This window comes from Nocardioides hwasunensis, from assembly GCF_014779665.1.
Classification (GTDB): domain Bacteria; phylum Actinomycetota; class Actinomycetes; order Propionibacteriales; family Nocardioidaceae; genus Nocardioides; species Nocardioides hwasunensis.
In genome coordinates this window covers 345323-357022 of record NZ_JACXYY010000002.1, presented here as the reverse complement: position 1 = coordinate 357022, position 11700 = coordinate 345323, and the positions used below count along the sequence as shown (strand labels likewise).

Here is an 11700-nt window from a genome sequence, read left to right as displayed (position 1 = left end):
ATCCCGGTCTAGACCTCGGTGGGATCACCGATGCACGGTGCGCACCGACGCTGATCCACTGGGTGCCATGCATCGACGGATCGCCGGGTCGCTGACCGGCCGGATCACCAAGTGGCTCGTCCTCGTGGCCGTGCTGGTCGTCGCCGGCATCATGACGACCTTCTCGGCCAGGCTCGCCTCGGTGCAGAACAACGAGGCGTCCTCCTGGCTGCCGGGCTCGGCCGAGTCGACCAAGGTCCTCGACGAGCTGTCGGCATCGGTGGACCCCAACGACATCCCGACGCTGGTGGTCTACCACCGCGACGGCGGGCTGACCGACGCCGACCTCGCCGCGATGGACGAGGACGGCAAGGAGATCGCCGAGCTCGAGGGCGTCACCGACCAGGGCGTGCTGACACCTGACGCCGCGAAGGCGGCCGCCGCCCAGGGGGCGCCGGTGCCGACGCTCGTCTCGGACGACGGCCAGGTCGCCTACCTCTACCTCGTGCTCAACTTCGGCAGCAACGGCTGGAACGACATCCCCGCGGCGGCCGACGAGATCCGCGACATCGCGAAGATCGACGGCGGCGAGGTCCACCTCGCCGGCTACGGCGGCCAGTCCGCCGACTCCGCGGAGGCGTTCGAGGGCATCGACACCAACCTCATCTTCGCCACGCTCGGTGTCGTCATCGTGATCCTGCTCTTCACCTATCGCAGTCCGGTGCTGTGGCTGCTGCCGATCACCTGCGCCGTGGTCGCGAACTTCATCGCCACCGGCCTGGTCTACCTGCTCGCGAAGTACGCCGACCTGACGGTCAACGGCCAGAGCCAGGCGATCCTCAGCATCCTGGTGATCGGCGCCGGCACCGACTACGCGCTGCTGCTCGTGGCGCGCTACCGCGAGGAGCTGCGTCGCCACGAGGACCGTCACGAGGCGATGGCCTTCGCGCTCCACCGTGCCGCTCCGGCGATCCTCGCCAGCGCCGCGACGGTCGCGGTCGGCATGCTGTGCCTGGCGTTCGCCGACCTCAACTCCACCGCCGGGCTCGGACCCGTGGCGGCGATCGGTGTCACCGTGACCATGCTCGTGATGATCACGCTGCTGCCGGCGCTGCTGGTGATCTGCGGGCGCTGGGTCTTCTGGCCCAAGCGCCCGACCTACCGCAGCGCGGAGCCGACCTCCGACGGCCTGTGGGCCAAGGTGGGCCGCGTCATCAGCCACCGCCCGCGCCGGGTGTGGGTGATGACGACCGGGGTGCTGCTGATCGCCTGCCTCGGCCTGCTGCAGCTCGACACCTCCGGGCTGTCGGCCGAGGACAGCTACACCCAGGAGTTCGACTCGATCAAGGGACAGAGGCTGCTCGCCGAGCACGACCTGTCCGACAACTCCAACACCATCCAGGTCGTCACCGACACCGACGCGGCTGCGGACGTGGTCGCCTCGCTGAAGGGCGTCGACGGGCTCGGCGCCGCGGGCGAGGTGCAGCCCCTGGCCGACGGCCGCTCGTGGTTCGAGGCGACGATCGACGCCGACGCCTCCTCGTCCGCCGCCTCGGACGTCGTCGAGGCAGCGCGCGAGTCGGTGCACGGAGTCGACGGCGCCGACGCCCTCGTGGGTGGCGGATCGGCGTTCCTGCTCGACACCAAGATCGCCTCCGACCGTGACAGCCGGGTGATCATGCCGCTGGTGCTCGCCGTGGTGCTGCTCATCCTCATCGGCCTGCTGCGGGCCGTGATCGCCCCGCTGATCCTGATCGCGACGGTGGTGCTGTCCTTCTGCGCCGCGCTCGGCATCTCGGCGCTGCTGTTCGAGCACGTCTTCGGGTTCGCCGGCTCCGACCCCGGGTTCCCGCTGTTCGCCTTCGTGTTCCTCGTGGCGCTCGGCATCGACTACAACATCTTCCTCATGACCCGCGTGCGCGAGGAGACCGCGACCTTCGGCACCCGCAAGGGCTCGCTGATCGCGCTCGCCTCCACCGGTGGCGTGATCACCTCGGCCGGCGTCGTGCTGGCCGCGACGTTCCTCGTGCTGGGCTCGCTGCCGCTGGTGTTCCTCGCCGAGCTCGGCGTCGCGGTGGCGCTGGGCGTCATGCTCGACACGATCGTCGTACGGTCGGTGCTGGTGACCGCGCTCAACCTCGACCTGGGCGGGAAGATCTGGTGGCCGAGCAAGCTCGACTCGGCCGACGCGCCGCTGACCGAGGCCGAGGTCGACGTGCCGATGGAGACGGTGCACTGACCGACGGCTGCGGGCATCAGCCCGGCAGGGTCAGGACCTCCACGCCGTCCTCGGTGATGGCGACGGTGTGCTCGCTGTGGGCGGTCAGGCAGCCGGTGGCGCTGCGCAGGGTCCAGCCGTCGTCGTCGGTGACCAGCTCGTCGGTGTCGGCCATCACCCACGGCTCGAGCGCGAGCAGCAGGCCGGGGCGGAGCTGGTAGCCGCGTCCGGGGCGGCCGTCGTTGGAGACGTGCGGGTCCTGGTGCATCGTCGTGCCGATGCCGTGGCCGCCGAACTGCATGTTGATGGGGTAGCCCGCGCCGCTGAGCACGGAGCCGATCGCGTGTGACAGGTCGCCGATGCGTACGCCGGGGCCGGCGGTGTCGATCGCGGCGGCCAGCGCCTCCTGGGTGACCTCGATCAGCTCCACGCTCCCAGCCGGGCGGCTGTCGCCGACGACGAAGCTGATCGCGGAGTCGGCCGCGATGCCGTCGAGGCGCACCGCGAGGTCGAGCGTGAGCAGGTCCCCGTCCTGGAGCCGCTGGTCGCGCGGCTGGCCGTGGAGCACGGCGTCGTTGACCGCGGTGCAGACGTAGTGGCCGAAGGGCCCGCGGCCGAACGACGGCGCGTAGTCGACGTAGCAGGACTCGGCGCCGGCCTCGCGGATCATCTCCTGGGTCCAGCGGTCGAGGTCGAGCAGGTTGGTGCCGACCTCGGCACGCTCCTTGAGCGTCTGGAGGATGGTGCCGACGAGGGCACCCGTGCGCCGGGCCCGGTCCACCTGGACGGGAGTGAGGATCTCGATCATCGCAGGCCTAGCCTCGCACACCGCTTCGCGGTCTCGCCGCCGCAGATGTCGTCGAGCGAGAGGATGCCCTGGGCGACGAGCACGCTGGTGAGGTTGTCGAGGGTGATGTCCTGCTCCTCGTAGAGCCAGGTCTCGACGCCGTCGACGTCCTCGCCGTCCGGCGGCTCGATGTCGGCGAGGAAGGCGACCGCGACGTCGGCGGCCCGCTCGCTCATCGCGCGGGTGGGCACCCACGACATCGTCTTCTCCTCGCCCAGCACCAGGTCGCGGGCAGCGTCGAGGTCGGAACCGGCCCGCTCGGGCACGTCACCCCCGGTGAGGCCGACGAAGCGTTCCGAGCCCGGCACGAGGGTGCCGAGCGAGATCAGCGGGATCTCGCGTCCGGCGACCGCCTGGAGGTCGTCGGGGTCGACGGCATCCACGACGATCGCGTCGGCGGAGCTCGCCTCGGCCTGGCGGGCCTGGCTCTTCTGGGTGCCGGCGTCACCTTCGGCGTCGAAGACGACGACCCGGCACTCGTCGCAGGTGGCCTCGACCCGCTCGGTGAACGCGTCGGCGTCGACGGCGCGGGCGGCGGAGTCGGAGCCGTCGGCAACAAGGAGGGCGACCGTCGGCTCGTCGCCGATGCACCCGCTCAGCAGGGGTGCAACGGCGACGAGCAGGCAGGCAAGAAGTCGGGCACGAAGCATCCGGAGGAGGTTATCCGAGCCGCCCCGCGGAGCCCGCAGGTCCACCGAAGCGCCACTCGATGACGGAGTGGTAGGTCTCTCCCGGGCGCAACGTCGCCGACGGCCACTCGGGTCGGTTCGGGGAGTCCGGGAAGAGCTGCGGCTCGAGCGCCACTCCCCCGCGACGCTGGTGCCGCGCGCCGCCGGCGGAGTGGTGGGTGCCGTCGAGGGCGTTGCCGGTGTAGACCTGCAGGCCCGGCTGGTCGCTCCACAGCTCGAGCTCCGTGGCAGCGTCGGGCGAGGCCAGGACCGCGGCCCGTCGCAGGCCGGCACCCCGCACCACGAAGTTGTGGTCGATGCCGTGCGCGGTGGCCATCTGGGGGTGCTCCGAGGCGAGCGCCACCCCGAGGGGGGTCGCCACCCCGAGGTCGAAGGGAGTTCCCGCGACCGGCGCGTGCCCGTCGAGCGGGATGCCCGTCGCGTCGATCGGGGTGAACTCATCGGCCTCGACCTGGAGCAGGTGGTCCTCGATCGTGCCTGAACCCTCTCCGGAGAGGTCGAAGTAGGCGTGGTTCGTCAGGTTGACCACCGTGGTGGTGTCGGTGCTCGCCTCCATCGTGACGACCACAGTGTCGCCGTCGACCCGGTAGCCGACGGTGACGGCCAGCGTGCCGGGGAAGCCCTGGTCGCCGTCCGGGCTGGTCAACGCCAGCACCACCTCGTCCGGCCCCTGCTCGCGCACCTCCCAGAGGCGGAGGTCGAAGCCGTCCGGTCCTCCGTGGAGGCTGTTGCCGCGATCATGCGTGCGGACGTGCACCTGGCGCCCGTCGAGCGGGAAGGATCCGGCCGCGATGCGGTTGGCGTAGCGGCCGATGGTCCCACCGATGTAGGAGCCGCTCGCGAGCCTTTGGTCGACGTCGGCGAGTCCGAGCACGACGTTGCGTCGTACGCCGTCCCGACCGCTGACCTCCAGCCGGTGCACCGTCGCGCCCAGCGTCAGCACGTCCACCACCGGACCGGGCGCGTGGCCGATGCTCACCACCTCGACGTCGCGCCCGTCGGGGAGCCGACCGAACCAGCGGTCACCAGCGGTCATGGAGCTCCGCCCGGATCCGGCGGTCGTAGAGGTCGCGGACACCCTGGAGGAACGTGGCCGGCAGCTCGGCGACCTCGCCGGCGGCGGCGTTGGACTGCGCCTGCGTCACGTTGCGTGCCCCCGGGATCACGGTCGAGACGCCGGGGAGCTGCCAGGCCCATGCGATGGCGGCCTGCGCGGGCGACACGTCCTGCAGCCCGCTCGACTCCACCAGCTCTCGGAACTCTGCGGCAGCCGCGATCCCGGTGTCGTAGTCGACGCCGGAGAAGGTCTCGCCGACGTCGAAGGCACTGCCGTCCCGGTTGAAGGACCGGTGGTCGTCGGGCGCGAAGCGGGTGTCGTGGCCGTACTTCCCGCTGAGCAGCCCGGAGGCGAGCGGCACCCGGGCGATGATGCCCACGCCGGCCGCCTCGGCAGCCGGGAGCACCGCCTCGAGCGGCTTCAGCCGGAAGGCGTTGAGGATGATCTGCACGCTGGCCACGTGGGGACGGGCGATGGCGGCGAGCGCCTGGTCGACGGTCTCCACGCTGAGCCCGTAGGCAGCGATGACCCCGTCGTCGACGAGCCGGTCGAGCACGTCGTAGGTCGCGTCGTCCTCGACGACCTCGGCGGGCGGGCAGTGCAGCTGCACCAGGTCGAGGCGCTCGACGCCGAGGTTGCGACGGGAGCGGTTGAGCCAGGCGCGGAAGTTGTCCTCGACGTAGCTGGCGGGCACCTGCTCACCGCGCCGTCCCATCTTGGTGGCGACCGTGAAGCCGTCCTCGGCGTGGGCGGCGAGGAACTCCCCCACGATCCGCTCGCTGCGCCCGTCGCCGTAGACGTCGGCGGTGTCGTAGAAGGTGACCCCGGCCTCGGCCGACGCCTCCAGCACCGCACGTGCGTCGGCCTCGCTGACCTCGCCCCAGTCGGCCCCGAGCTGCCAGGTGCCGAGTCCGACGACCGAGACCTGCCGGCCGGTCCTTCCGAGGCTTCGCTGTTCCATGCGCCCCAGTCTCACAGGCCTCGGACCTTCCGTCGCGGGCAGGCCCGGTGCGGCGCGCTTGACATTAGTTTGAGTCTCGTACTTAATGAGGCCGAGGCTCTCGTGCTCGGCATCTGCTGTGCCACCCGTTCCACCGAGGCCGTCCCCCGACGCCGACGACGGACGGGGGCTGGAGCAGCACACCGCTGCCTGGACCCCTGAGATCCCTTCACCCACCAGCCGCAGACCCACCACGGAAGGCATGTCATGAGCACCCAGATCCCCACCCCCACCGCCGAGGACAAGTTCTCCTTCGGCCTCTGGACCGTCGGCTGGCAGGGCGTGGACCCCTTCGGTGGTGCCACCCGCCCGCAGATGGACACCGTCCACGCACTGGAGAAGCTCGCCGCCCTCGGCGCCTACGGAGTGAACTTCCACGACGACGACGTGATCCCGTTCGGCAGCGACGTGGCGACCCGCGACCAGATCATCGCCCGCTTCAGGAAGGGCCTCGACGACACCGGCCTCGTGGTCACCACGGCGACGACCAACCTCTTCAGCCACCCGGTCTTCAAGTCCGGCGGCTTCACCAACAACGACCGCGACATCCGACGCTTCGCGCTGCGCAAGGTGATGCGCAACATCGATCTCGCCGCCGAGCTGGGCGCCAAGGTCTATGTCGCCTGGGGCGGCCGCGAGGGTGCCGAGTACGGCGCCTCCCAGGACACCAGGCTCGCGCTCGACCGCATGAAGGAGGCCTTCGACGTCCTCGGCGACTACGTCACCGAGAGGGGCTACGACCTGCGGTTCGCGATCGAGCCCAAGCCCAACGAGCCGCGCGGCGACATCCTCCTGCCGACGATCGGCCACGCCCTGGCCTTCATCGAGCAGCTCGAGCGTCCCGAGCTGGTGGGCGTCAACCCGGAGATCGGCCACGAGGAGATGGCCGGCATGAACGCCGCGGCGGGCTACGCCCAAGCCATGTGGGCCGGCAAGCTCTACCACATCGACCTCAACGGCCAGAACGGTCCGAAGTACGACCAGGACCTCCGCTTCGGCGCCGGCAACGTGCGGGGCGCCTTCTGGGTCGTCGACGCGCTGCTCGCCGGCGGCTACGACGGCCCGGTCCACTTCGACTACAAGCCGGCCCGCACCGAGGACGAGGACGGCGTGTGGATCTCGGCCGAGGCCAACATGCGCAACTACCTCATCCTGCGCGAGAAGGTGAAGGCCTTCCGTGCCGACCCTGAGGTGCAGGCCGCGATGGAGGCCGCCAAGGTGCCCGAGCTGGGGATCTCGACGGTCGCCGAGGGCGAGGGCTGGCAGGGCCTGCTCGACGCCGAGCTGGCCGACCCCGAGGTCCTCGCGCAGCGGGGCGGTGGGTTCGAGCTGCTCGACCAACTCGCACTCGAGCACCTGTACGGCGTCCGCTGACGGTGCGGCAGCGCTCCACCGCCGGGACCGAGCGGCTGCGGCGCAGCAACACCGGGGCCGTGCTCCGTGCGCTGCGTCGCCTCGGTCCGTCCACGCGGGTCGAGCTCGCCCGTGACACCGGCCTGGCCAAGGCGACCGTCGGGGTGATCGTCGCCGACCTCGAGGAGGCGGGTGCGGTCATCGAGGAGGGCTCACGGCCCGGCGTGCGCGGTCGGCCCGGACGACCGGTCGCGCTGCGGGGCGGGCGCTTCCTCACTCTGGGGCTGGAGCTCAACGTCGACTACGTCTCCGCTGTGGTCCTCGACCTCGCCGGGACGATCGTGGCGAGCTCGAGTCGCCCCGGCAGCGCGGGCGAGGACCTCCGCGACCTGGCCCGCACCACCCTGTCCGAGCACGTCGGCGCGGACACCCGCCTGGTGGGGGCGACGCTTGCGGTGCCCGGACTGGTGCGGGGCGACAACGCCACCGTCGCGTGGGCACCCAACCTGCACGTCGCGTGGCCGGGGGTGTCCGACCTCCTCGAGACGCTGGTCCCGGGCCGACGCATCGAGGTCAGCAACGACGCCAACTGCGCGGCGTACGCCGAGTCGCACCACGGTGCCGCCGTCGGCGTGGCCCACTCCCTCTACCTCACCGGCACCGTCGGCATCGGGGCCGGCATCGTGCAGGACGGTGAGGTGATGCGCGGCGGCGCAGGCTTCGCTGGCGAGGTCGGCCACATGCCTGTCGGTGACTCCACCGCCCTGTGCGGATGCGGACGCCGCGGCTGCTGGGAGGCGTCGATCGGGCTGCACGCGATGCTCGCCGCCGTCGACATGGTCGAGCTCGACACTCCGCTGCGCACCGCCGAGGCCGTCGCGGTGCGCGCCCGCACCCATCCCGGGGTCCGGGCGGGGCTCGAGCGCGTCGGTCGCGACGTGGGCCTCGGGCTGGCGATGCTCAGCAACGTGCTCGATCCCGAGGTGGTCGTGCTCGGTGGCTACTTCGCCCCGCTCGGCGACCTCGTGCTCGAGCCCGCTCGACGCACGCTCGACGAGCGCCTGCCCTCGCAGATGCAGGTGCGACCCGACCTGCGGCCCAGCACGCTGGGCATCGAGGCTGCCGCGCTCGGCGCGGCCGAGCGGTCCTTCGGTCCGGTCTTCACCGGGGAGCTCGAGCTGTCTGCCTGACCCGCGCGAGGCCCCGGGATCCTCAGCCGGCCAGCCGAGCGCGCACGTCGACGAGTGCCGTGCCGAGGGCAGCGACGGGGTCCACGAAGAGCGGCTCCAGCGCGATCTCGGCCGCGCCGTGGAGGGGCGAGTCGGACCCGAGACCGGGGAGCTCGAGGCGCACGGACTCCAGCGGCGCGGGCAGCGCCCGGTCGGCCAGGCCCGCGTCCACGTCAGCACCCACCAGGCGGTAGAGCGAGCGGAAGTAGCCGCCCAGCACGACGACCTGCGGGTTGAACATGTTGACGATGCTCGCCAGCCCCTGGCCCAGCGACGTACCGGTCGCGCGGAGCGCCGTCGACGGCCGGTCGAACTCGTCCAGGACCTCGTCGAGCTGGGCGACCTTGTCGGGCGGGCACTGGATCGCCTCGGCGATCGCGAAGGCCCCGACCTCCGTCTCCCAGCACCCGAGGTTGCCGCAGTGGCACGGCCGTCCGTCCGGATTGAACCGCAGGTGGCCGACCTCGCCCGCGTAGCCGCCGACGCCCTCGAGGCGGTGTCCGCCCGAGATGACGCCGGCACCGACACCGACGTTGCCGGAGACGTAGATGAGCTCGTCGACGCCGACCCCGGCCCCGCGCGTGTGCTCGGCGAGTGCTCCCAGGTCGGCGTCGTTGGCCAGCGAGACCGGCACGTCGAGCCCGAGGGCCGCCAGCACGATGCCGCCGAACGAGACGTCGTGCCACTCGAGGTTGGGGGCGAGGCGGATCAGGCCGTCGCTGCGGCGCACCAGGCCGGGGACGCTGATCCCGATCCCCACCAGTGGCGCTGCGCTCGGCGCGCCCTCGATGACCGTGCGGATGAGGGTCGCGACCGCCGCCCCCACCTGCCAGGCCTCCCCGTCGCGCAGCACGGGGGCCTGCGCGCGCTGGATCACGTGTCCGCCGAGTCCGACGCGGGCTACGACGGCGCGGTCGACCCCCAGGTCGACCGCGATGACGTACGGCCCCTCCCGGGCGATCCGCACCCGGGCCGACGGCCGTCCCGCACCTTGACGCGATCCCTCGAGCGGCGTGGCGTGCTCGGCGATGCCCAGCGACTCCAGCTCGCTGACCAGCCCCGCGATCGTGCTCCGGTTGAGACCCATGAGGCTGGTCAGCTCTGCTCGCGACGTCTGGCCGGCACCGTGGACGTGCCGCAGCACCGTGCCGAGGTTGTGACGGCGGATGGCCTCCTGGTTGGTGCCGAGGCCCGAGCGCCGCTGCGGGCTCATGCTCCGGGCCTACACGCCGGCCGAGGAACGACGGCGGCGCGAGATCGCGTCCACGCTCGCGGCGAGGAGCAGCACACCACCGGTCACCAGGAAGTTGATGTAGGCGGCCTGGTTGAGCAGCCCGAGGCCGTTGCCGATGGTCGCGATGACCAACCCCCCGATGACCGCGTCGATCGCCCGGCCACGTCCACCGAAGAGGCTGGTGCCACCGATGACCGCCGCCGCGACGGCGTACAGCAGCACGTTCTGGCCACCGGAGCCCGGCGAGACCTTGCCGGTGTAGGACGCCGACAGCAGGCCGGAGAGCGCCGCCATGCTCGTGCAGATGACGAAGGCGGTGATCTTCACCCGGCGCACGTTGATGCCGGCGCGACGCGCAGCCTCGGCGTTGCCGCCGACCGCGTAGAGGTGCCGGCCGAAGCGGGTCTTGGTGAGCATGAAGGTCCAGAAGAGCAGCAGCGCGATCACGACCGGTGCCGCCCACGGGATGCCGCTGATGTTGAACGTCGGGTTCGGCGAGCGGTTCAGGTTGAGCAGCGCTGTGAGGCCGAGGACGATGACGGCCAGTACGCCGATGCGGATCACCACGAGCCCCAGGGGCGGGTGGACCAGGCCCTTGGACGACAGGGAGCGGAAGCGCCACAGCGACAGGGCGGCGAACACCGCGACGATGACGATCGCCGCGATCCATCCTGCCGACGCCGGGACGTTCTTGATGGAGAGGCCGCGCAGCACGGGGTCGTTGAAGCGCAGCGACCCGCCGGAGCCGATCAGCTTGAGGGGCACCGCCTGGAGGGCGAGGAAGAACGCGAGGGTGACGACGAAGGACGGGATCCCGAGCAGCGCCACGAGGGAGCCGATGGCCAGGCCGATGACGGCGCCGAACGCGACGCCGGCCAGCGTGGCCATCCACCACGTCCAGTCGTAGTCGATGAGCATCAAGGCGGTGATCGTGGCGCAGGCGCCGCCTGCGACACCGGCCGACAGGTCGATCTCGCCGAGCAGGAGCACGAAGACGATGCCCATGGCCAGCACGATGATCGAGCTCGCCTGGATCACCAGGTTGGCCATGTTGTAGGTCGTGAGGAACCGGTCGTTGAGGGAGGCGAAGATCGCCACCAGGACGACGAGGCCGAGGATCGCCGGCAGCGAGCCCATGTCGCCGCCACGGAGGCGGTTGACGTAGTCGCGAGCTGCGTCGCCGACGCTGCCGGCCTGGCGGTTGTCGTTGTCGAAGCCACCCGCAGGCTGGGCCGCGGGGGCGGGCTGGGTGTCGTTGTCGACGGTCATGGAGGTCTCCGGTCCTTGTCAGACGGCCGCGGTCGCGGAGTCGGCGATGCCGAGGTCTCCGGAGCGTCCGGCGGTGATGAGCTCGACGATCTGGCCGTGCGTGACGTCCTTGGCAGCCACGTCAGCGGCGACGCGTCCGAGGTAGAGCGCGGTGATGCGGTCGGCGACCTCGAGCACGTCGCCCATGTTGTGCGAGATCAGCACGACCCCGAGCCCGCGGTCGGCCAGGCGGCGCACCAGGTCGAGCACCTGGCGCGTCTGCGCCACACCGAGGGCGGCAGTGGGCTCGTCGAGCAGCACGACCTTGGAGTTCCAGAGGACCGCCTTGGCGATGGCGACGGTCTGGCGCTGCCCACCCGAGAGGCTCGCCACGCTCTGGCGCACCGACTTGACGGTGCGCACCGACAGCGACGCCAGGGTCTCGCGGGCCCGGGTCTCCATGGAGACCTCGTCGAGCCCGAAGCGGGTGGTCTCCTCACGACCGAGGAACATGTTCTCGACGATGTCGAGGTTGTCGCAGAGGGCCAGATCCTGGTAGACGACCTCCACGCCGAGGCCAGCGACGTCGCGCGGGCCGTGGACGTCGACGGCCTTGCCCTCGAAGCGGTAGTCACCGGAGTCGCGGCCGTAGATGCCGGCGATGATCTTCACCAGGGTCGACTTGCCGGCGCCGTTGTCACCGACGAGCGCGGTGACCTGTCCGGGGTAGACGGCGAAGTCGACGTCGTGCAGGACGTGCACCACGCCGAAGCTCTTGTTGACTCCGCTCAGCTGGAGCAGCGGCTCGACCATGCAATTCACTTCCGATCGCGAGACTGATTTGTT

General features: G+C 71.2%; 10 protein-coding genes. 3 read left to right on the top strand and 7 right to left on the bottom strand.

Features of this window, described 5'->3' with window-relative positions:
* The first annotated feature begins 67 nt into the window (after positions 1–67).
* Positions 68–2218 (top strand): MMPL family transporter, encoded by a 2151-nt coding sequence (locus tag IEZ25_RS05715; RefSeq protein WP_191198434.1) that lies wholly within the window; start codon positions 68–70, stop codon positions 2216–2218.
* 16 nt (positions 2219–2234) lie between these two features.
* Here IEZ25_RS05715 and map read toward each other — a convergent pair whose 3' ends face one another.
* The 4 genes from map to IEZ25_RS05695 are packed head-to-tail and all read right to left on the bottom strand — an operon-like array spanning position 2235 to position 5751.
* Complete coding sequence (gene map / locus IEZ25_RS05710) at positions 2235–3005, bottom strand: type I methionyl aminopeptidase (RefSeq protein ID WP_191198433.1); 771 nt, start codon at positions 3003–3005, stop codon at positions 2235–2237.
* Positions 3002–3694: a type 1 periplasmic-binding domain-containing protein gene (locus IEZ25_RS05705; protein WP_191198432.1), complete on the bottom strand. Its 693-nt coding sequence runs from the start codon at positions 3692–3694 to the stop codon at positions 3002–3004. The genes map and IEZ25_RS05705 overlap by 4 nt, the downstream gene beginning before the upstream one ends.
* A gap of 10 nt (positions 3695–3704) precedes the next feature.
* Positions 3705–4769, bottom strand: coding sequence for an aldose epimerase family protein (locus IEZ25_RS05700; RefSeq protein ID WP_191198431.1), 1065 nt, complete (start codon positions 4767–4769; stop codon positions 3705–3707).
* The gene (locus IEZ25_RS05695) at positions 4756–5751 is read right to left on the bottom strand and encodes an aldo/keto reductase (protein WP_191198430.1); all 996 of its coding nucleotides are present in this window, start codon (positions 5749–5751) and stop codon (positions 4756–4758) included. The genes IEZ25_RS05700 and IEZ25_RS05695 overlap by 14 nt, the downstream gene beginning before the upstream one ends.
* A gap of 246 nt (positions 5752–5997) precedes the next feature.
* Between IEZ25_RS05695 and xylA the strand changes: the two genes are divergently transcribed.
* Together xylA and IEZ25_RS05685 are read left to right on the top strand one after the other, a co-directional pair.
* Entirely contained in the window at positions 5998–7164 is a 1167-nt protein-coding gene (gene xylA, locus IEZ25_RS05690; protein WP_191198429.1) for a xylose isomerase, read from the top strand.
* 2 nt (positions 7165–7166) lie between these two features.
* Positions 7167–8333 (top strand): ROK family protein, encoded by a 1167-nt coding sequence (locus tag IEZ25_RS05685; protein ID WP_191198428.1) that lies wholly within the window; start codon positions 7167–7169, stop codon positions 8331–8333.
* A gap of 22 nt (positions 8334–8355) precedes the next feature.
* On the opposite strand, the gene IEZ25_RS05680 is transcribed toward IEZ25_RS05685, so the two are convergent.
* From IEZ25_RS05680 to IEZ25_RS05670, 3 genes are read right to left on the bottom strand one after another with little or no spacing between them, the layout of a single operon-like run.
* Positions 8356–9585, bottom strand: a complete 1230-nt coding sequence (locus IEZ25_RS05680; protein ID WP_191198427.1) for an ROK family protein — start codon at positions 9583–9585, stop codon at positions 8356–8358.
* 9 nt (positions 9586–9594) lie between these two features.
* Positions 9595–10875: a sugar ABC transporter permease gene (locus tag IEZ25_RS05675; RefSeq protein ID WP_191198426.1), complete on the bottom strand. Its 1281-nt coding sequence runs from the start codon at positions 10873–10875 to the stop codon at positions 9595–9597.
* A gap of 18 nt (positions 10876–10893) precedes the next feature.
* Positions 10894–11667 (bottom strand): ATP-binding cassette domain-containing protein, encoded by a 774-nt coding sequence (locus IEZ25_RS05670; protein WP_191198425.1) that lies wholly within the window; start codon positions 11665–11667, stop codon positions 10894–10896.
* Positions 11668–11700 lie beyond the last annotated feature (33 nt).

Coding starts and splice junctions, on each gene's coding strand:
- IEZ25_RS05715 (WP_191198434.1), top strand. CDS start 68: ATGCATCGACGGATCGCCGGGTCGCTGACCGGCCGGATCACCAAGTGG.
- map (WP_191198433.1), bottom strand. CDS start 3,005: ATGATCGAGATCCTCACTCCCGTCCAGGTGGACCGGGCCCGGCGCACG.
- IEZ25_RS05705 (WP_191198432.1), bottom strand. CDS start 3,694: ATGCTTCGTGCCCGACTTCTTGCCTGCCTGCTCGTCGCCGTTGCACCC.
- IEZ25_RS05700 (WP_191198431.1), bottom strand. CDS start 4,769: ATGACCGCTGGTGACCGCTGGTTCGGTCGGCTCCCCGACGGGCGCGAC.
- IEZ25_RS05695 (WP_191198430.1), bottom strand. CDS start 5,751: ATGGAACAGCGAAGCCTCGGAAGGACCGGCCGGCAGGTCTCGGTCGTC.
- xylA (WP_191198429.1), top strand. CDS start 5,998: ATGAGCACCCAGATCCCCACCCCCACCGCCGAGGACAAGTTCTCCTTC.
- IEZ25_RS05680 (WP_191198427.1), bottom strand. CDS start 9,585: ATGAGCCCGCAGCGGCGCTCGGGCCTCGGCACCAACCAGGAGGCCATC.
- IEZ25_RS05675 (WP_191198426.1), bottom strand. CDS start 10,875: ATGACCGTCGACAACGACACCCAGCCCGCCCCCGCGGCCCAGCCTGCG.
- IEZ25_RS05670 (WP_191198425.1), bottom strand. CDS start 11,667: ATGGTCGAGCCGCTGCTCCAGCTGAGCGGAGTCAACAAGAGCTTCGGC.